We start from the raw sequence: 19,707 nt of genomic DNA, 5'->3' as shown, positions 1-19,707 counted from the left end.
TTACTCGTCAGCGCCCTTATCGATCACTTTACGACCACGGTATACGCCTTCTGGCGATACGTGGTGACGCAGGTGAACTTCACCGGTGGTCTTTTCTACGGACAGGGTGCTAGCCTCGAGAGCATCGTGGGAACGACGCATGTCACGGGCAGAGCGGGATTTTTTGTTCTGCTGAACAGCCATAATTGATTAACTCCTAAACGTTTGGGTCACGCTTTAACTGCGCCAATACACTGAACGGGTTGGACCGCGTTACCTCGTCCTCGCTCGGTTCGGGCTCATCGAGCCCCGCCGGCTGCTGGCATTCTTCCGGATGATGAGCAGGCACGATGGGCAAGGCAAGCAAAAGCTCTTCCTCGACCAACGCCTGCAGATCCAAAGGATCTTCGCCCAGTTCCAGCACGTCATAACCTTTCGGCAACGACTGGGTATTCGCACCCTCCTTCACCACGGCATAACTGCACTCGCTGTGGATCGGCAGGGTGACCAGCTCAAGACAACGCTGGCAAACCATTTTGACTTCGACGTCGATGGAGCTGTGAATAACCACAGCTTTACGCTCGTCACGCTCGAAAACGAATTTAGCCTGCACCGTACCGACATTGTCGGAAAGCGGGTCGCAGAGTCTCTCCAAATCGGCCAGCAGCAGTTCACCTTGAAGGGTGGTGCCACGGTCAGCCAATTTGCGCGGGTCAACGTGAGGTGGAATCGGGTCATTCAACATAGGCGCAGCATTATAGGGATGCCCCCGGCCATGTCAAAGGAAATTCAGCCCTGTCCGTCACTTGCGAGCCCCGCTAGAATTCCAGCCCCACCCCAGGAGATGCGCATGCTGCCTTTATTACTCGCTTCGAGCTCGGTGTACCGCCGGGAATTGCTGTCTCGCCTGCAACTCCCCTTCACCTGCAGCTCTCCTGATATTGACGAAAGCCACCGCCCCGGCGAGCCCGCCATAGAGCTGGTGAAACGCCTGGCGGAGGAAAAGGCTCGCGCCCTCGCAACCACTCACCCGGCACACCTAATCATCGGCTCGGACCAGGTAGCGGTACTAGGGGAGCGCATCATCGGCAAGCCTCACACCTTCGACAAGGCCCGCCAGCAGCTGCTGGACGCCAGTGGCGCGAGCGTGACCTTCCTGACCGGCCTGGCCCTGCTCAACAGCCAGACCGGCCAATGCCAGGTGGACTACATCCCCTTTACCGTCAACATGCGCACCCTCGACAGCGCCCGCATAGAACGCTACCTGCACACAGAGCAACCCTTCGACTGCGCCGGCAGCTTCAAGGCCGAAGGCTTGGGAGTCAGCCTGTTCCAGAGCACTGCCGGCAGCGACGCCACCAGCCTCATAGGCCTGCCCCTGATCCGCCTGGTGGACATGCTACTGGTCGAAGGCGTGGAAGTACCCTGAGCAGGCACTAAAAAGCCGGCACTGCGGCCGGCTTTTTTACTTACCCCGGAGTCAACGCAGGGTTGGCCCCTGAAAGCCCATCCACATGGCGATCTGTTCAGCAACGCTGGCACCAAGTTTCTTCGAGAAACGATCAAAAGGCGATTCCTGAACAGTAAAATCCACCACCTCCTTCTCACCGATCACATCCCGCGCGACCGAACTGGTGTTGCCCAGACCGTCGATCAAACCCAGCTGCAATGCCTGCTCGCCAGACCAGACCAACCCTGAGAACAGCTCAGGATGCTCCTTATCCTTGAGACGCTCGCCACGCCCCTGCTTGACGCTGGCGATGAACTGACGATGAGTTGTGTCCAGCACGCCTTGCCAGAACTGGGTCTCTTCTGGCTTTTGCGGCTGGAACGGATCAAGGAACGACTTGTGCTCACCCGAGGTGTAGGTACGGCGCTCGACCCCCAGCTTCTCCATGGTGCCGACAAAACCGTAACCGGCAGCCGTCACCCCAATGGAGCCCACCAGACTCGCCTTGTCGGCATAGATCTGATCAGCAGCACTGGCAATGTAATAAGCACCGGAAGCACCAAGATCGGAAATCACCGCATAAACCTTGGTGTCCTTGTGCAGAGCCCGCAAACGGCGAATCTCGTCATAAACATAGCCAGACTGCACCGGACTGCCGCCAGGACTGTTGATACGCAAAACAATGCCCTTGACCTTGGGATCATCAAAGGCCGTGCGCAAGCTACCGACAATATTGTCCGCACTTGCAGACTCCTTGTCGGCAATCACCCCCGTGACATCGATCACAGCGGTGTAGCTGCCGCCACGAGTGGCGTTCTTTTCCATGGTCATCAACGGAGTAAACAGCGCCAGCGCAACAAACAGGTACACAAAGGTCAGCAACTTGAAGAAAATCCCCCAACGCCGCGAACGACGCTGCTCCTGAACGCCGGCCAAGAGGGTCTTTTCCAACAACTTCCAACTCTTATCGTCACCACCTTCAGCGCCGGCCTTGCTTGGCGCCTTCCATTCATCAGTCATGCTTGCTACCCCAGCGAAAACTTAATCGGCACCCTGGCTGAGCCAGGCGTGCAACTCAGGAAAACGGTCGATGGACAGGCGCGGTTCAAATGCCTGCAAAGCCTCAATGGACTGAGCACCGTAGCTCACAGCCACCGAATCCATGCCCGCATTACGCGCCATCAACAGATCAAAGGACGAATCCCCAACCATCAACGCTTGCCGAGGCCCGACACCGCAATGAGCAAGAATTTCCTCCAGCATCAAGGGATGGGGCTTGCTGGCAGTCTCATCGGCAGCCCGGGTGATATCGAAATACTCTTCCCAACCATGAGCTCTCAACACCCGGTCCAAGCCCCGACGCGCCTTGCCCGTAGCGACCGCCAACCGATACCCCTCAGCCCGAAAGGCCTCGAGAGACGACACCACTCCGGCAAACAACGGTGAAGGCTCAGCCTCAAGCGCTATGTAGTGATCCGCATAATGCTGACGAAAGGCTACCAACTGGCCGTCGTCGATATCCGGATACAAGGTACGAATCGCCTCCGGCAAACCAAGCCCGATGATGCCCTTGACGGCAAAGTCATCACGCCGAGGAAAACCGGATCGATCGGCAGACACGTGCATCGACTCAACAATCCGACCAATGGAATCAGCCAGAGTGCCGTCCCAATCGAAGATCAGCAGCTGATAATCAGGGTGCACTCAAGCGCTCCACGGTTTTGGCCCACATTTCGTCCACCGGGGCCTGCAACTTCAGCTCACCACCGTCCGGCAGCGGCACCGTCAACATATAGGCATGGAGAAACAGGCGTTTGCCGCCCAACTCGCGAATCTCACGCGTGAAATCATCGTCGCCGTACTTGCTGTCGCCGGCGATGCAGTGCCCGGCGTGCAGGGTGTGCACGCGAATCTGATGCGTACGCCCGGTGACCGGCTTGGCCTCAACCATGGTGGCGAACTCACCGAAGCGGCGCAGCACCTTGAACACCGTCAAGGCCTCCTTGCCCTCTTCGTTCACTTCCACCATGCGCTCGCCTGAGCGCAGATTGCTCTTAAGCAACGGCGCTCGTACCTGTTTCAGAGCGGTAGCCCAGTGCCCACGAACCAGCGCCATATAGCGCTTATCCACACCATCCCCCCGCAAGGCGGCATGCAGGTGGCGCAACATGCTGCGCTTTTTCGCGATCATCAACAGGCCAGAGGTATCACGGTCGAGGCGATGCACCAGCTCCAGCTCCTTGGCGTCCGGACGCAACTGACGAAAGGCTTCGATCACCCCGAAGTTCAGGCCACTACCGCCATGCACAGCAATGCCTGCGGGCTTGTTGATCACAATCAGGGCCTTGTCTTCGAAAACGATTGAGGCCTCAAGACGCTGCAGCAGACCTTGCGCCAGCGGCACCGGCTCGTCGCGCTCAGGCACGCGCACCGGCGGCACGCGCACCACATCGCCCGCCTGCAGCTTGTATTCGGGCTTGATCCGCCCCTTGTTCACTCGCACTTCGCCTTTGCGCAAAATGCGATAAATCAAGGTCTTGGGCACGCCTTTGAGCCGAGCAAGAAGGAAGTTATCAATTCGTTGGCCGGCATATTCCGGCGAGACCTCAAGCAATTGAACGCCTGGAGTCGAGGGGGCAGTAGTCGTCATGGCGCGAATGATAACAATTTTTTATGGATTTGAAGCACTTAATGATTGCTGCTATAGTCGCGAACGCCGCCAAAAGCGGCTGGACAGCGGAACAGCGGCAACTAGCCGGCCCTGACCAACGCAATTCATAAGGACGCAAGGCCGTCCTACGCAGCTCTCGCTACATACCGGAAGAGTTTGACGTTGTAACAAGCGCAGGTGACATGAGGCCTGAAACCCGTAGAAAGCAGAGTTATCACTCGCCTTTATACGCAGCGATTAACGGCCAGTTCACAAAGTGCAGTCGGCGACAGACGACCCCGAGCGAAGGTTACGGAAACAACGCCTTTAGCCATGATGCGTGACCTCCCCTTTCGGAGTTCACGGTAAATGCCAACCCGCTGCGGATTCTGCGCGCGGCAGCACCCGAATTATCAGGGATACGTGTAGGGTGGAGATGCACAACCGTCGGACTGTGTAGCATTAGGCTTTATTCAAGACGCTTCATCTCGTCCACAGTCGCCGGTTGATTCCTCCTCCTGACAGACTTTTGCTTAAGCGGTGCCTTAGTCACCACAGCAAGCAGGACGCGTGAGTCGCGACTTCGTTCTTAGTTATTCGGACGAACCTCGCTAGACACTCGAGTGGTCAACCACTCCTGACGCACCTGACACCGACCGTGAGAAGTCGTGTGTGCCGAACGCCGTTTCCGGCAGCCCGGAAACCGACGGTACTACATGAAAAGAATGCTGATTAACGCAACTCAACCCGAAGAGTTGCGTGTTGCCCTGGTAGACGGCCAGCGCCTCTACGACCTGGACATCGAGTCCGGTGCACGCGAGCAGAAAAAGGCCAACATCTATAAAGGCCGCATCACTCGTATCGAACCAAGCCTTGAGGCTGCCTTTGTCGATTTCGGCTCTGAGCGCCACGGCTTCCTGCCCCTCAAAGAAATCTCCCGCGAATACTTCAAGAAAGCCCCTGAAGGCCGCGTCAACATCAAAGACGTCCTGAGCGAAGGCCAGGAAGTCATCGTCCAGGTCGAAAAAGAAGAGCGTGGCAACAAGGGCGCTGCCCTGACCACCTTCATCAGCCTGGCCGGTCGCTACTTGGTGCTGATGCCGAACAACCCGCGTGCCGGTGGCATCTCCCGTCGCATCGAAGGCGAAGAGCGCAACGAACTGCGTGAAGCGCTGAACGGCCTGGTAGCTCCTGCCGACATGGGTCTGATCGTGCGCACTGCCGGCCTGGGCCGCAGCAGCGAAGAAATGCAGTGGGACCTCGACTACCTGCTGCAACTCTGGACCGCCATCAAAGAAGCGTCGCTGGATCGCTCCGCGCCATTCCTGATCTACCAGGAAAGCAACGTGATCATCCGCGCGATCCGCGACTACCTGCGCCAGGACATCGGCGAAGTGCTGATCGACAGCGTTGAAGCCCAGGACGAAGCCCTGACCTTCATCCGCCAGGTGATGCCGCAGTACGCCAGCAAGATCAAGCTGTACGAAGACAGCGTTCCGCTGTTCAACCGTTTCCAGATCGAAAGCCAGATCGAGACCGCCTTCCAGCGCGTCGTTGAACTGCCTTCCGGCGGCTCCATCGTCATTGACCCAACCGAAGCCCTGGTGTCCATCGACATCAACTCGGCCCGCGCCACCAAAGGCAGCGACATCGAAGAAACCGCCCTGCAGACCAACCTGGAAGCAGCGGAAGAAATCGCTCGCCAGTTGCGCCTGCGTGACATCGGCGGCCTGATCGTCATCGACTTCATCGACATGACCCCGGCCAAGAACCAGCGCGCCGTGGAAGAGAAAGTCCGCGAATGCCTGGAAGCCGACCGCGCCCGCGTGCAGATCGGTCGCATCTCGCGCTTCGGCCTGCTGGAAATGTCCCGTCAGCGCCTGCGCCCATCCCTGGGTGAAAGCAGTGGCATCGTCTGCCCGCGTTGCAACGGCACCGGCATCATCCGTGACGTCGAGTCGTTGTCCCTGGCGATCCTGCGCCTGATCGAAGAAGAAGCCCTGAAAGACCGTACCGCCGAAGTTCGCGCCCAAGTGCCGATTCCGGTCGCAGCCTTCCTGCTCAACGAAAAACGCAACTCGATCACCAAGATCGAACTGCGTACCCGTGCCCGCATCGTCATTCTGCCGAACGATCACCTCGAAACGCCGCACTTCGAAGTACAGCGTCTGCGCGATGACAGCCCGGAAGCCAACACCAACCAGTCCAGCTACGAAATCGCTGCTGCTGCTGCCGAAGCCGAAGAAGTTCAGCCAACCGCCGCCACCCGCACCCTGGTTCGCCAGGAAGCCGCGGTGAAGACCGCTCCGGCCCGCGCCAACGCACCAGTGCCAACCGAAGCCCCTGCCCCGGTTGCCGCTCCAGCCCCGGTTGTTGCCGAGCCAAGCCTGTTCAAAGGCCTGGTGAAGTCCCTGGTCAGCCTGTTCGCCACCAAGGAAGAGCCAGCGGCTCCGGTTGTGGTCGAGAAGCCAGTGACCGAACGTCCTGCACGCAGCAACGAAGAGCAACGTCGCAATGGCCGCCAACAGAGCCGCAACCGCAACGGTCGCCGCGATGAAGAACGCAAGCCGCGCGAAGAACGTGCTCCACGTGAAGAACGCGCACCGCGGGAAGAGCGTCAGCCGCGAGAAGTTCGTGAAGCCCGTGAAGAAGTACAAGGCGTAGCCCGCGAAGAACGCGCTCCACGCGCCCCTCGTGAAGAACGTCAACCACGCGCCCCTCGCGAGGACCGCAAGCCACGTGGCGAACGTGAAGAACGTGTTCGCGAACTGCGTGAGCCTCTGGATGCCGCTCCGGCTGCAGCCGCCGCTACCGCCGCTGTAGTGACTGAGGAGCGTCCAGCTCGCCAGCCACGTGAAGAGCGCCAGCCACGTCAACCGCGTGAAGAGCGTCAACCACGTGCCGAGCAGGCTCAGGCCGCTGCCGCCAGCGAAGAAGAAGTGCTGCCGAACGAAGAGCAACTGCAGGAAGAAGGCCAGGACAACGCCGAAGGCGAACGTCCACGTCGTCGCTCCCGCGGCCAGCGTCGTCGCAGCAACCGTCGTGAACGTCAGCGCGATGCCAACGGCAATGTGATCGAAGGCTCGGAAGAGAATGGCGAAGAGCCAAGCAGCGCCGATCTGGCTGCCGGCCTCGCGGTTACCGCCGCTGTTGCCAGCACCGCCATCAGCGCCAACGCTGAAGCCGAAGCTCATCAGCAGGCTGAACGCGCTACGGCCGCGGTTGAAGAAAAGACTCCAGAAGCACCTTCGGTTGAGGCGACCACTGCAGTGGAAGCTCCAGTAGCTCCAGCGGTTGAAGTTGCTCCTGTAGCCGAAGTGGCCCCGGTTGTTGCAGAACCAGCCCAGGTTGAAGTCGCTGCAGAACCTGCCGTGGTTGTGGAAGCACAGCCAGTGGTTGCCGAGCAACCTGTTGCAGAACCTGTAGCCCAAGCGCCAGCGGCTGAAGAGAAAGCCATCGAGCCGGCTCAGGAAGCTCCAGCGCCTGCAACCGAACCTGTAGCTGTCGAGCAGCCAGTGGTTGCCCAGCAGCCAGCCCAGGCTGAAGAGCCTGCTCCGGTTGCCGCCCCCGTGGTTGCCGAAACACCTGCTCCAGTGATCGAGGCTGCTCCTGCCAGCGCCCTGACCAGCAACGGTCGTGCACCAAACGATCCGCGTGAAGTGCGTCGTCGCAAGCGTGAAGCCGAGCGCCTGCAGAAGGAAGCCGAACTGGCCGCCGCTGCTGCCCCGGTTGAAGCCGTGGTCGCTGCCGAGCCTGCTCCGGTAGAAGCGCCAGTGGTCGTCGAGGCCGCTCCAGCGCCTGTCGAAGCAACCGAAGCAGCACCTGCACCAGTCGCCGAACCTGCGATCGAGCACGCTGCCCCAGCCGTGGAAGAGGCTCAGCACAACGTCGAACACGCCGTTGAGCACGTAGCCCACGTCGAGGAAAAACAGCACGAGCCTAAACCTCTCGTCTGATTCCATCGGCAATGAAAAAGCCCCGCCCGGTTAACCGAGCGGGGCTTTTTCATGCCTACCATTCAGCGATCCCGATAGACCAGCGCCTCGGGTCGATCCACATCCCATAGCACTCCCGGGTCGTTCACTGACACTTCGACCACCTTGCCCGGGGCGAACAGGCACCTGGCGCCACGATCGCCGGACAAGCCTTGCAATGCGGCGCCATAAGCCCGACCAAACCCCACCGGATGCCCCAGATCGTCACCCCGCCGAGGCACGCTGACGCCCTCCTCGGTCAACCCCTCGATCACCCGCGTTACGCTGGAAGGCAAGATAAAGGGCATATCTCCCAGCAAAATCAGCCAACCACCGGCATCAGCACTGGCAGCCACCGCCGCCGCCAGACTCTGGCCCATGCCAAGGGAATCCAGCAACAGCACCTGGCAGCCATATGCCCGCGCCAGCGCCGCCACCTGCGGCCGTCCCGGCGTCGTGACCAACACCCGCCGAAGCATTTCCACCGGCAGGTTGACCAACACCTGCTCCAGCACCGGCCGCATTACGCCATCGCGACCTCTACAAGGTGCCAGCAACTTATCCTGATCGCGCCCTGCCGCCTGTCGATAACGACTGCCCTGCCCCGCCGCCAGGATGATGGCGCAAGGCAGAGGAGTCATGTGGTCGCCTCGGTTGCGCGGGCCAACGGCTTCTTCTGCAGGGGCTCGACACCATTCTTGATCGCCACGATCTCCGCCATCAGCGACAAGGCAATCTCTGACGGCGTATGACTGCCAATGTGCAGCCCCACCGGGCCATGCAAACGCTCGATGGCCCGCGCCGACAGCCCCAAGAGCGCCAGATTGTCCCGCCGTTTCTGGCTGTTGATCCGGGAACCCAGCGCTCCGACATAAAACGCCGGGGAGTCGAGCGCCGTCAGCAGGGCCATATCATCCAGACGCGGATCGTGGGTCAGGGCCACCACCGCCGTGCGCTCATCAGGCTCGATACTCAGCACCGCATCGTCAGGCATGCCCGCGACAAAGCGTCCATCCTGATCCTCCCAGCCCTGCACGAACTCCTGGCGCGGATCACAGACCAGCACCTCGAAGTCCAGCAGACGAGCCATTTGTGCCACATAGCGGGAAAGCTGCCCGGCACCGATCAACAACAGACGCCAGCGCGGCCCATAGATCGCCCGCAAAGTGAGCCCGTCGAACGCCAGTTCATCCGTCTTGCTCGCGGCCTTGAGCAGCACCTGCCCACTGCTCAGGTTCAACTCCCGAGCCACGATCTGGTGCGCTTCGCAGCGCGCCAGCAACTCGGCGACCCAGGACGGATCGCCGACCCGCTCCTCGGTCAGGCGCAAGGTACCGCCACAAGGCAGGCCAAAGCGCGCCGCCTCCTCCAGAGTTACGCCATAGGTCAGCAACTGCACCGGCGGCCCGGACAGGGACAAGCGTCCATCCGCCAGGCGCGTGATCAAGTCATCCTCGATACAACCGCCGGACACCGAGCCAATCACCACCCCATCGTCGCGCAAGGCCAACATGGCCCCCGGTAGCCGGGGCGCACTGCCCCAGGTCTGGACCACGCTAAAGAGCACCACCGTGCGCCCGGCGCGGCGCCACTCCAGAACACTGCGCAGAACGTTCAGGTCGACGCTGTCCATCAGGCACCCGCCTGCTGCCAACCCTGCAGCTGGTAGCGCACGGGCAAATTGCGGATGCGCTTGCCGGTAGCGGCGAAGATGGCATTGCACAGGGCCGGCGCAATGGGCGGTACACCCGGCTCACCAACGCCCCCCAGCGGCACCTCACCCGGCGGAGTCAGCAAATGCACCTGCACCTCTTTCGGCGCCAGGGACATGCGTGCTACCTCATACATATGGAAGTTGTCCTGCTGCACCTTGCCGTCCTTGAAGCTGATCTCCCCCAACACCGCATTGCCCAGGCCCATGACACATGCCCCTTCGAACTGTGAACGAATGCGCTCAGGGTTGATCTGCGGACCGCAATCCACGGCGATGTCGGCCTTGTGCACGATCAGCGTGCCATCCTCCTTCACCTCCACTTCGATCACCGCTGCCACATAGGTCACGAAGCTGTAGTGCACTGCCAACCCCAGACCGCGCCCCTTGGGCAACGAACGCCCCCAACCGGCGGCCTTGGCCGCCGCTTCCAACACGCCACGCAGGCGCCCGGTATCGATGGGATAACGCTCGGGGGACTCGCCGTAATTCCACTCTTCGCTCAAGGTTCGCGGATCGATCTGACGATCCGGCCCCAAGAGTTTCAGCTGGTACTTCAGCGGGTCCTGGCCGGCCTTATGGGCCAGTTCGTCGATAAAACTCTGAATGGCAAAGCCGTGGGGAATATTCGACACCGAACGGTACCAGCCGACCCGGGTATGGGCTGCGGCCTCAGGGTTCTCCAGACGTACATTGGGGATTGCATAGGCCATGTTGGTGAAACCCATGCCCAGCTCGAAGGCGCCTTCATGGTTCATCCCCGGGGCGAACAACGCGGTAATGCTCGGTGCCACGGTGCGATGCAGCCAGGCGGCGGGCATGCCGTCCTCGTTCAGCCCGGCCTTGAGGTACTCCGCCGACACCGTATGGAAGTAGGAGTGGTGAATATCGTCTTCCCGGGTCCATTGCACCCGCACCGCCTTGCCGGGAAACGCCTTGGCCAGAATGGCCGCTTCAAGAATGAAGTCCGGCTTGGATTTGCGTCCGAAGCCGCCGCCCAGCAGGGTGACGTTGACCGTGACTTGGTCAAAGCCGATTCCCAATCGCTCGGCAATCCGCTCGCGGGTGACCTGTGGTGCCTGACTCGGCGCCCAGGCTTCGCACCGGCCATCCATGAAGCGCGCCACGGCCACCATCGGCTCCATGGGTGCCTGGGCCAAGTGCGGCAGGTAATAGGTGGCTTCCAGGCTGCTCTGCGCACCACTCAGGGCTTCATCGAGGTTGCCGGTGCTGCGCACCACCTTGCCCGGCTTTTGCGCCGCCGCCTCCAACTCCTTGCGATATTCGATGGAGTTGTACCCGGCATTGACTCCGTCGTCCCACTCGATCTTCAAGGCATCGCGGCCCTTGATCGCCGCCCAGGTGTTGCTCGCCACCACCGCCACACCGCCCAGGGGCTGGAACTCGGAGGGCAACGGACGGCCATCGATAGGCATGACCTTGATCACCCCAGGCACCTTCAGGGCAGCACTGTCATCCACGGACTTGACCTTGCCGCCATAGACCGGGGGCCGCGCCACCGCCGCGAACAGCATGCCTTCGAAGTGCACGTCGGCGCCGTACACCGCGCGGCCATTGACGATGTCCTGGCCGTCGATGGCGCGGGTCGCCTCTTTACCGATATAGCGAAACTCCGACGCCTGCTTCAGCCGCAGGCTGTCCCGGGCCGGCACAGCCAAGGCCCCCGCCGCTGCGGCCAGAGCGCCATAGCCCAGCTCGCGCCCGCTGGGTTGGTGAACCACTTTGTGCAACTGCGCCCGGCACTCGGTCAACGGTACTTGCCATTGCTCGGCGGCGGCCTGTTCCAGCATGGTCCGCGCGGCGGCGCCGCAACGACGCATGGGCTCGTACCAATGGCGCATGCTGCGCGAACCGTCGGTGTCCTGGTTGCCAAAGCGTGCCTCGTCCCCTGGCGCCTGCTTGACCTTGACCTGAGCCCAATCGGCATCCAGCTCGTCAGCCACCACCATGCTCAGGCTGGTACGCACACCCTGGCCCATCTCCGAACGGTTGCAGATCACCGTCACACTGCCATCGCTGGCGATACTCACATAGACCTTGGGATCATCGACCCAGCCATGAGGCATGCCATCGGCACCGAACTTATTGTCTTCGGCAAACGCCTCCTGCCAACCCCAGCTGGCAGCCAGCACCAGGGCCCCGGTGGCGCTCACGCCCTTGAGAAAGCTCCGGCGGCTGAGGTTGCTCAGGGCAAAATCACTGGGTAGGTGGTTCATGCCTTGGCCTCCTGCAGATGGTTGGCGGCCTGGCGAATTGCGGTCTTGATCCGGTTATAGGTACCGCAGCGACAGATATTGCCGAGCATCGCCTCCTCGATCTGCTCGTCGCTGGGATTGGGATGGGTCTTGAGCAATGCAGTGGCGGACATGATCTGTCCGCCCTGGCAGTAACCGCACTGGGCCACCGCTGTATCCAGCCAGGCCTGCTGTACCACCTGCCCGATCGGATCGTTGTGCAGGTTATCGATGGTGCTGATGTTCTTGCCCAGCACCGAGCCGGCCGGAGTAATGCAACTGCGCGCCGGATCACCGTCGATATGAACGGTGCAGGCGCCGCACAGGCCCATGCCGCAGCCGAATTTGGTACCGCTGTAACCCGCCACATCGCGGATGGCCCACAACAGCGGCATGTCCTCGGTGACGTCCAGTGGATGATCTTGACCGTTGAGCTTCAGGGTAATCATGGGCACGCCCGCATTCTATGAGGTGATGGGGTCGAGCCATCTGCCACGCAGCAGCGCGGCTGCAATACGCGCAGATCGGCTCAGGCTAATCGGGCTCTCTTGTGAAGACGGGGCTTCACCAGGCCTTTGGGGACGACAAATACTCACATTGTTAGCAAGCTAAGTTAAGTCGTCATGCATAAAAAAGCCTTGCAGGGTGTCAACCGTGCAAGGCTTTGGACTCAAGCGCTGAGCTTAGTTCAAGAGCGGCCTCAATACAGATTCGGCTCCATCTCCAGCTCGACACCGAAGCGCTCGGCAATATCGCGCTGGATGCGCCGGGCCAACTCCAACAGCTGCAAGCCTGTGGCCGTACCGTAGTTCACCAGCACCAGGGATTGCAGGCGATGAACGCCGGCATCGGCATCGCGAAAGCCTTTCCAGCCCGCCTGCTCGATCAGCCAGCCGGCCGCCAACTTCACTTGCCCATCGGCCTGGGGATAACCCACCAGCCCCGGATGCGACTGCTTGATCTGCGCCGCCAACATCGCCGATACCACCGGGTTCTTGAAGAAGCTGCCGGCATTGCCAAGCACCGCCGGGTCGGGAAGTTTCTCGCTGCGGATACTGCAAATCGCCCGGCTGACATCCCTGGCGGTCGGCTGTTCGATGCCCTGTTCACTCAGGCGCTGACGCACCGGACCGTATTCCAGATGCAGGTGATCGACACGATTGAGGGCAAAACGCACCCGCAGAATCAGCCAGCGACCGGCCTGATGCTTGAACAGGCTGTCGCGGTAGGCGAACTGGCACTGGGCCAGATCGAAGTCCCGCAGCTCGCCGGTCTGCCGGTCCAGGGCGGTGAGACCGACGAACACGTCCTTGATCTCGACACCATAGGCACCGATGTTCTGCATTGGCGCGGCGCCGACGGTGCCGGGGATCAGGCTGAGGTTCTCCAGCCCGGACAAGCCCTGCTCCAGAGTCCACTGCACAAAGGGATGCCAGGTTTCGCCGGCCTCGGCTTCCACCACCACCCGCTGCCCATCATCGCTGAGCAAGCGAATGCCACGGGTGGCCATGCGCAGCACCAGTGCCCGGATATCCGCAGTCAGCAGCAGGTTGCTGCCACCGCCAATCACCAGCAGTGGCAACTGCTGATCGGCGCAATAGGCCAGGGCGTCGCGCACGTCGTCATCACTGTGGGCCTGGGCGAACCATTGCGCCCTGACCTCGACCCCGAAACTGTTGAACGGCTTGAGGGACACATCGGATTGAATGTCCAGGCTCATAACCGCCCCTTCAATTCGATCACCAACCGGTCACAGGCATCCTCGATCAGGTCCAGTACCTGCTCGAAGCCCTGCTCACCGTCGTAATACGGGTCCGGCACTTCATCCAGCGGCGCCTCGTAGCGGCGCAGGAATAGGTCCAGCTCGGCTTTGCCCCGGGCCGGCTGCAAGGCCTTGAGGTTGCGCAGGTTGCTCTGGTCCATGGCGAAAATCAGGTCATACACGGCGAAATCGGCGCTGCCGACCTGCTGCGCCCGTTGCGCAGAAAGGTCGTAGCCGCGCCGCAAGGCCGCCTGCTGGCTGCGCTTGTCCGGCGCCTTGCCGACGTGCCAGTCGCTGGTACCGGCGGACGCGACCTGAACCTGATGACCCAGGCCGGCTTCATCCAATTTGCGGCGCAGCACGCCTTCGGCGGTGGGCGAGCGGCAGATATTGCCCAGGCAGACAAACAGAACCCGCATCAAGCCTCCAGCAGGCGCCGAACGCGCTCAAGGTCTTCGGCGGTATCGACGCCGGTGGGAGGCGCTTCCAGAGCATCGGCGACGTGGATGCGCACGCCGTGCCACAGGGCACGCAACTGCTCCAGGGACTCGGTGTTTTCCAGCCAGCACGGACCCCAGCTGACGAAGTCATGGAGAAAACCCGCACGGTAGGCGTAGATACCGATGTGCCGGCGATAAGGCACGCCTTCCGGCAGCTGATCACGACACTTGGCAAAGGCATCCCGGGCCCACGGCAAGGTGGCGCGACTGAAGGTCAGGGCCAGGCCGTTGAGGTCAGTGACCACCTTGACCACGTTCGGATTGAACAGGGTCTCTGCGTCCTCGATCGGCTCGGCCAGGGTGGCCATGCGCGCTTCGGTATGGGCCGCCAGGTTGGCCGCCACCTGATCGATCACCGAAGGTGGAATCAGCGGCTCATCGCCCTGGACGTTGACCACAATGGCATCAGCCGCCAAGCCGAGCTTGCCCGCGACTTCCGCCAAACGATCGGTACCCGAGTTGTGATCTTCCCGAGTCAGCAGCGCTTGCGCGCCAAAGCCCTGGCAGACCTCGACGATACGCTGATCATCGGTGGCCACCACCACCCGCTCGGCGCTGCTCTTGCAGGCCTGCTCCCAGACCCACTGGATCATCGGCTTACCGGCGATCAGTTGCAGGGGTTTGCCTGGCAGGCGGGTGGAGGCGAAACGCGCCGGGATGACCACGGTGAAGGCGCTGCTCATTTGTCCAGACGCTCTTCGGTGGTCAGGGTACGGGCCTCGCTTTCCAGCATCACCGGAATGCCATCGCGAATCGGATAGGCCAGGCCGGCGCCCTTGCTGATCAGCTCGGTCTTGTCGGCGCTGAGTTTAAGAGGGCCTTTGCAGATCGGGCAGGCCAGGATGTCGAGCAGTTTGGTGTCCATGAGGATTCCCTGGATAAAAGCTATTAAGGCAACAGACGATCAGGCAGCAGACGCATCAGTTGGGTATCGAACCAGGCGATGAAGGCCGCGGACGGCACCGCGTCCACCGCCAGGTACCACCAGTCGGCAGCCGCAAAGTCACGGCACTTGACCGCATCTTTTTCGGTCATGACCAGCGGCAATGACGGGGTGAAGGCCAAGGCCTGCGCACTGTATTGGGCGTGATCGGCAAATGCATGGGGGACAGGCTGCCAGTGTAGCGTTTCAAGGGTATTGAAGAAACGCTGGGGGTTGCCGATACCGGCCACCGCGTGCACCGCCTGCCCTGGCGCGAAGTGCTCCACCGGGCGGCGCTCGCCGCTCTGCAGATTGACCAGCGCCGAAGGCTTGAGGTGGAAGGCAAAACCGTCGGCGCGATCATCAAAGGCGCCGTTGTAGAGCAGTGCATCGACACTCTCCAGGCGCTCCACCGGCTCGCGCAGGGGGCCGGCCGGCAAACAGCGGCGATTGCCCAGGCCGCGGGCCGCGTCGATCAGCACCAGCTCCAGATCACGGGCCAGGCGGTAATGCTGCAGGCCATCGTCGGAAAGAATCAGGTCCAGCGGTTCGGCAGCCAGCAAGGCCTGCACCGCGCGGCTGCGATCCGGGTCGATCATCAGGGGCACGCCACAGCGCTGCACGATCAACAGCGGTTCGTCGCCGGCCACCCCGGCACTGTCAGCGGCAGTCACCCGCCAGGGCAATTGCGGCGGCTTGGCGCCATAGCCGCGACTGACCACCCCGACCCGCAGGCCCAGGCGCTGGCAGTGCTCCACCAACCACAGGATCAACGGCGTCTTGCCGGTGCCACCGACGGTGATGTTGCCCACCACGATCAAGGGCACCGGCGGTTGATAGATAGCCCCCTCACCTGCCAGGAAACGCTGGCGCTTGCCCACCACCACGCGGCGGTACAGCCATTCCAGGGGCTGCAGCAGTTTCAGCGCGGGATGGCCGTTGTACCAGGCGGCGAGCAGACGATCGGAAAGTGCCATCAGGGTGCCGGCGCCGCCTCGACGGTGGTCATGCGCAAATGGCTGAAACCGAGCTTGCCGGCCGCGTCCATGGCAGTGATCACCGCTTGATGTTGTGTCTTGCCGTCGGCACTGATGGACAGCGGCAGGTTGGTGTCTCCCGCCGACTCCTTCTGCAAGGCGTCCATCAGGGTCGCCAGGTCATTCTTGGGCAGCAACTGATTGTTGACCGAGAACACGCCATCGGCGCTGATGGCGATATCCAGCTGCTTGACCTGCTGGTCTTCGGCGGGCGAGCCGCTGACCGCTTCCGGCAGATCGACCCGCAGTTGGGTCTCCCGGGTAAAGGTGGTGGTGACGACGAAAAACAGCAGCAGGATGAACACCACATCGATCAACGACGCGAGGTTGATGTCCACGGTTTCCCGGGGTTTGCGACGGAATTTCACGCTTTGCCCTCAGCCAGGTCGACATCGCGGTCGCCCTGGATCACTTCCACCAGCTTGATCGCTTCCTGCTCCATGCCCACCACCAGTTCATCGACCCGGCGCTGCAGGAAACGGTGGAAGAACACCGAAGGAATACCCACCATCAAGCCTGCAGCCGTGGTGATCAGTGCCTTGGAAATACCACCGGCAAGGACTGCGGCGTTGGTGGTCATCCCCGACCCCATGAACGAACTGAAGATATCGATCATGCCCAGCACCGTGCCCAGCAGGCCCAGCAGGGGCGCCATCGCGGCGATGGTGCCGAGGGCGTTGAGGTAGCGTTCCAGTTCGTGAATGACCCGGGCCGCGGCCTCCTCGATGCATTCCTTCATGATCTCGCGACCATGCTTGGAATTGGCCAGGCCCGCCGCCAGAATCTCTCCCAGGGGCGAATCGGCACGCAGCTCCTTGAGTTTTTCCTTATTGAGTTGCTTGTCCTTGATCCAGCGCCAGACCTGACCCAACAAATGGGGCGGGGTGACTCGGCTGGCCCGCAGGGTCCACAAACGCTCGGCGATGATGCCCACAGCCGCGATGGAACTCAGAATGATCGGCAACATCATCCAGCCGCCGGATTTGACCAATTCCCACACAGTGACAGTCCCCTCGAAAAAGTGCGCCACTCTAACATAGGGGCTGGACGCACCGAAGACCGTGATGTCGCATGCTCAGGGGCTTTAATAACCCACGGTTATTTAAGGCATTGCTGGCGAGTCGCGCCAGAAACGCCGCTGTTGCCGCAGGCTTTCAGGCTGCCCGAAAGCCCCCAGTCGCAGCTTCAGTGCGCCTTGCTCGGCACTGTCATGGATCGCCACGCCCAGTTGCCGGTAGCGCGCCACCACCTGGGGGTGAGGATGGCCAAAGGCATTGCCCCGCCCCCGGGAAATCAGCACCGCCTTCGGTGCCAGCCGCCGGAGCAAGGCCATGGACGATGAGGTACGGCTGCCATGATGGGGCGCCTGCAACCAATGAGTGCGCACCGCCAGCGGACTGTCGAGCAAGGCCCGCTCAGCATGGACGTCGATATCGCCGGTGAGCAGCAGGCGTTCGCCGCCGGCCTCGACCAGCAGCACACAGGAAGCCTGGTTGCCGTCTGCAGCCGCCGCCCACTGCCAAAGAGTGAAGCGTGCACCATTCCAGCCCCAGCTCAGTCCGCTATCACAGGGGGCTGATTGCAGGGCGGCGGGCAAGGCCCCGGGCTCACCACTGCGCACCTGGCTCACCGGTAGCCCGCGCTGGACTGCCAGGGCGCCACCGGCATGATCGTTATCGGCATGGCTGAGCAGCATCAAGTCCAGCCGTTGAATGCCAAGCTTACGCAGCGTCGGCAGCACCACTCGCTCCCCCAGGTCGAAATCCGCGACTCGCGCACCGGCGTCATACAACATCGCGTGATCACGGGTACGCAGGATAAACGACAACCCCTGCCCCACATCCAACTGCCAGACCTCCACCTCTCCCTCGGGCACGGGGTCCTGGGGAGGCCAGACCGCCAGCAGCAACAGCGGCCAACCCAGCACCCGCATTGGCACGCCCTTGGGCAACAGCAACAACAGCGCCCCCAAGCTGCTGATGCCCCAAAACCAAAGGGGTATCAACGGCGCCACCCAGGCTGGCCATAATCCGGCCATCGCCCCCAATAACCGGAACAACCCATCCAGCAAGCCCCCCGCCAGCCATAACAGGCCTTCGCCCACATAAGGCACAGGCAGCAACAGACAGCCCAGCAACGCCGGGGGCAGGACCAGCAGACTGATCCAGGGCACGGCCAGCAGATTGGCCAACGGACCACTGAGACTGATGGGCAAGCCAAGGGCCAGCAATGGCGGCAACAGGCCGATACCCATCAGCCACTGGGCACGGGTCCAGCTCTGCCACCAGCGCCAGGTGCCCAGGCGCCCGGCAAAGGTGAAGATGAGTACCGCCACTGCCGCAAAGGACAGCCAGAACCCAGGCTGCAAGCTGGCCAGGGGCTCGAACAACAGCACTGCATTCAACGCCAGCAACAAGGGCCACCAAGCCCGCAGATGACGAAAGCGCAAGCGCCAGAGCAGCACCAGCGCCACCATCACGCAGGCCCTCTGCACCGGCACATCGAACCCTGCCAGCAGGCCGTAGCCCAGCGCACCGCCAAAGGCCAGGGCACAAGCCCATGGCAGCCAGGGCCAGCGCGCGGGCCAGAGTCCGTAACGGGCCAGCCCTGCCACTGCAAGGTAGATCACTCCAGCCAACAGGCTGATGTGCTGCCCGGATATCACCATCAGGTGCACCGTGCCGGTGTCCTGCAACAGTTGCCAATCTTCCCGCGTCAGCCCCGAACCGTCGCCCATCACCAACGCCGCCAGGCCTGCGGCGCGGCCGTGGGCCTCGACCTCAAGTACACGCTGGCGCAGACCGTCACGCCAGGCCTGACGAGCCGGCGCCAGTAGTTGTCCGTCCTTGACCGTGCCGGTGGCCCCAATGCGCCGGGCCAATAGCCAGGCCTCGTAATCGAAACCGTGAAGATTGAGCAGACCCGCAGGCCGCCGCAGCTTGATCGCCAAGCGCCAGCGCTCGCCGCTATTGACGGACGGCCCACCGTGCCAGGCCAGGCGAATTCGCCGTGGCAGGCGTTCTCGTCGAGACTGGGCATCCTTGAGCTCAAAGCGCACCACGCCCGCTCCCGGTTCCGGCAAGCCGACCACCCGCCCCTCCAGCCAACGGGTTTGCCCATCCAGAGACTGAGGCAGGCGATCATCCAGCGCCCATTGTCCGGATGCACAGGCCCAGGCCAAGCCGAACAAGAAAAATGCCACCGGATGTGTACGAAAAGGCAGCAACATCAGCCCCCCTATCGCCATCAGCAGCAACAACCAGCCGGGCGGCAGCACCGGCATGAAACCCAGCGCCAGCAGCCCTGCGGCCAACGCCAGCATCGCCATAGCCATCAGTCAGCCCATCCTTGGCAGTCCCTACTCTTGGCTTAGCCGAGGATCGCAAGTGCGGCTTTATCATTTGTCACAATGTCTGAATTTTCGCCGACTAGAATCCGGTCATAATCGTCGCCTGACCTGACCGAGA

At 62.0% G+C, this 19,707-nt stretch carries 19 protein-coding genes; 2 read left to right on the top strand and 17 right to left on the bottom strand.

Features of this window, described 5'->3' with window-relative positions; translation table 11 throughout:
• Both rpmF and FW796_RS23810 read right to left on the bottom strand, forming a co-directional pair.
• Window positions 1-183 carry a 50S ribosomal protein L32 gene (rpmF, locus tag FW796_RS23815; RefSeq protein WP_003179396.1) on the bottom strand — a complete coding sequence of 61 codons (183 nt, stop codon included), beginning with the start codon at window positions 181-183 and terminating at the stop codon, window positions 1-3.
• A 13-nt stretch (window positions 184-196) separates the two neighbouring features.
• Window positions 197-724, bottom strand: coding sequence for a YceD family protein (locus tag FW796_RS23810; protein WP_011060115.1), 528 nt, complete (start codon window positions 722-724; stop codon window positions 197-199).
• 105 nt (window positions 725-829) lie between these two features.
• Here FW796_RS23810 and FW796_RS23805 point away from each other — a divergent pair, with 105 nt between their 5' ends.
• Window positions 830-1,408 carry a Maf family protein gene (locus FW796_RS23805; RefSeq protein ID WP_446440160.1) on the top strand — a complete coding sequence of 193 codons (579 nt, stop codon included), beginning with the start codon at window positions 830-832 and terminating at the stop codon, window positions 1,406-1,408.
• A gap of 51 nt (window positions 1,409-1,459) precedes the next feature.
• Here the strand turns inward: FW796_RS23805 and sppA are convergent, their stop codons facing one another.
• From sppA to rluC, 3 genes are read right to left on the bottom strand one after another with little or no spacing between them, the layout of a single operon-like run.
• Window positions 1,460-2,449 (bottom strand): signal peptide peptidase SppA, encoded by a 990-nt coding sequence (sppA, locus tag FW796_RS23800; protein ID WP_446440159.1) that lies wholly within the window; start codon window positions 2,447-2,449, stop codon window positions 1,460-1,462.
• A 21-nt stretch (window positions 2,450-2,470) separates the two neighbouring features.
• On the bottom strand, window positions 2,471-3,133 hold the full coding sequence (locus FW796_RS23795) for an HAD-IA family hydrolase (RefSeq protein ID WP_404938772.1): 663 nt from the start codon (window positions 3,131-3,133) through the stop codon (window positions 2,471-2,473).
• Window positions 3,123-4,079, bottom strand: coding sequence for a 23S rRNA pseudouridine(955/2504/2580) synthase RluC (rluC, locus tag FW796_RS23790; protein ID WP_016965316.1), 957 nt, complete (start codon window positions 4,077-4,079; stop codon window positions 3,123-3,125). The genes FW796_RS23795 and rluC overlap by 11 nt, the downstream gene beginning before the upstream one ends.
• A gap of 716 nt (window positions 4,080-4,795) precedes the next feature.
• On the opposite strand from rluC, the gene rne reads away from it, so the two are divergent.
• Entirely contained in the window at window positions 4,796-8,035 is a 3,240-nt protein-coding gene (rne, locus tag FW796_RS23785) for a ribonuclease E (protein WP_446440158.1), read from the top strand.
• A gap of 62 nt (window positions 8,036-8,097) precedes the next feature.
• Here rne and FW796_RS23780 read toward each other — a convergent pair whose 3' ends face one another.
• The 12 genes from FW796_RS23780 to FW796_RS23725 form a co-directional block, all read right to left on the bottom strand.
• Window positions 8,098-8,694 (bottom strand): nucleotidyltransferase family protein, encoded by a 597-nt coding sequence (locus FW796_RS23780; RefSeq protein ID WP_446440157.1) that lies wholly within the window; start codon window positions 8,692-8,694, stop codon window positions 8,098-8,100.
• A complete protein-coding gene (locus FW796_RS23775; RefSeq protein ID WP_446440156.1) occupies window positions 8,691-9,686 on the bottom strand; it encodes an XdhC family protein in 996 nt (331 codons plus the stop codon). The genes FW796_RS23780 and FW796_RS23775 overlap by 4 nt, the downstream gene beginning before the upstream one ends.
• A complete protein-coding gene (locus FW796_RS23770) occupies window positions 9,686-12,001 on the bottom strand; it encodes a molybdopterin cofactor-binding domain-containing protein (protein ID WP_446440155.1) in 2,316 nt (771 codons plus the stop codon). The genes FW796_RS23775 and FW796_RS23770 overlap by 1 nt, the downstream gene beginning before the upstream one ends.
• Window positions 11,998-12,468 carry a (2Fe-2S)-binding protein gene (locus FW796_RS23765; RefSeq protein WP_317072079.1) on the bottom strand — a complete coding sequence of 157 codons (471 nt, stop codon included), beginning with the start codon at window positions 12,466-12,468 and terminating at the stop codon, window positions 11,998-12,000. The genes FW796_RS23770 and FW796_RS23765 overlap by 4 nt, the downstream gene beginning before the upstream one ends.
• 251 nt (window positions 12,469-12,719) lie before the next feature.
• On the bottom strand, window positions 12,720-13,739 hold the full coding sequence (gene murB, locus FW796_RS23760) for a UDP-N-acetylmuramate dehydrogenase (protein WP_446440154.1): 1,020 nt from the start codon (window positions 13,737-13,739) through the stop codon (window positions 12,720-12,722).
• On the bottom strand, window positions 13,736-14,200 hold the full coding sequence (locus FW796_RS23755; protein WP_123725733.1) for a low molecular weight protein-tyrosine-phosphatase: 465 nt from the start codon (window positions 14,198-14,200) through the stop codon (window positions 13,736-13,738). Before FW796_RS23755 ends, murB begins: the two co-directional genes overlap by 4 nt.
• On the bottom strand, window positions 14,200-14,964 hold the full coding sequence (gene kdsB / locus FW796_RS23750; RefSeq protein WP_346631907.1) for a 3-deoxy-manno-octulosonate cytidylyltransferase: 765 nt from the start codon (window positions 14,962-14,964) through the stop codon (window positions 14,200-14,202). Before kdsB ends, FW796_RS23755 begins: the two co-directional genes overlap by 1 nt.
• Window positions 14,961-15,146, bottom strand: coding sequence for a Trm112 family protein (locus FW796_RS23745; RefSeq protein ID WP_011060103.1), 186 nt, complete (start codon window positions 15,144-15,146; stop codon window positions 14,961-14,963). Before FW796_RS23745 ends, kdsB begins: the two co-directional genes overlap by 4 nt.
• 23 nt (window positions 15,147-15,169) lie before the next feature.
• The gene (gene lpxK, locus FW796_RS23740) at window positions 15,170-16,180 is read right to left on the bottom strand and encodes a tetraacyldisaccharide 4'-kinase (RefSeq protein ID WP_446440153.1); all 1,011 of its coding nucleotides are present in this window, start codon (window positions 16,178-16,180) and stop codon (window positions 15,170-15,172) included.
• Entirely contained in the window at window positions 16,180-16,608 is a 429-nt protein-coding gene (locus tag FW796_RS23735) for an ExbD/TolR family protein (protein WP_346631909.1), read from the bottom strand. The genes lpxK and FW796_RS23735 overlap by 1 nt, the downstream gene beginning before the upstream one ends.
• Window positions 16,605-17,240, bottom strand: coding sequence for a MotA/TolQ/ExbB proton channel family protein (locus tag FW796_RS23730; RefSeq protein WP_025128684.1), 636 nt, complete (start codon window positions 17,238-17,240; stop codon window positions 16,605-16,607). The genes FW796_RS23735 and FW796_RS23730 overlap by 4 nt, the downstream gene beginning before the upstream one ends.
• A gap of 102 nt (window positions 17,241-17,342) precedes the next feature.
• Window positions 17,343-19,574, bottom strand: coding sequence for a DNA internalization-related competence protein ComEC/Rec2 (locus FW796_RS23725; RefSeq protein ID WP_446440152.1), 2,232 nt, complete (start codon window positions 19,572-19,574; stop codon window positions 17,343-17,345).
• Window positions 19,575-19,707: the final 133 nt, after the last annotated feature.

The sequence above is a fragment of the Pseudomonas sp. 910_21 genome (genome assembly GCF_052850735.1).
The sequence above is the reverse complement of the archived record's forward strand: the minus strand, read 5'-3'. Positions and strand labels throughout refer to the sequence as shown.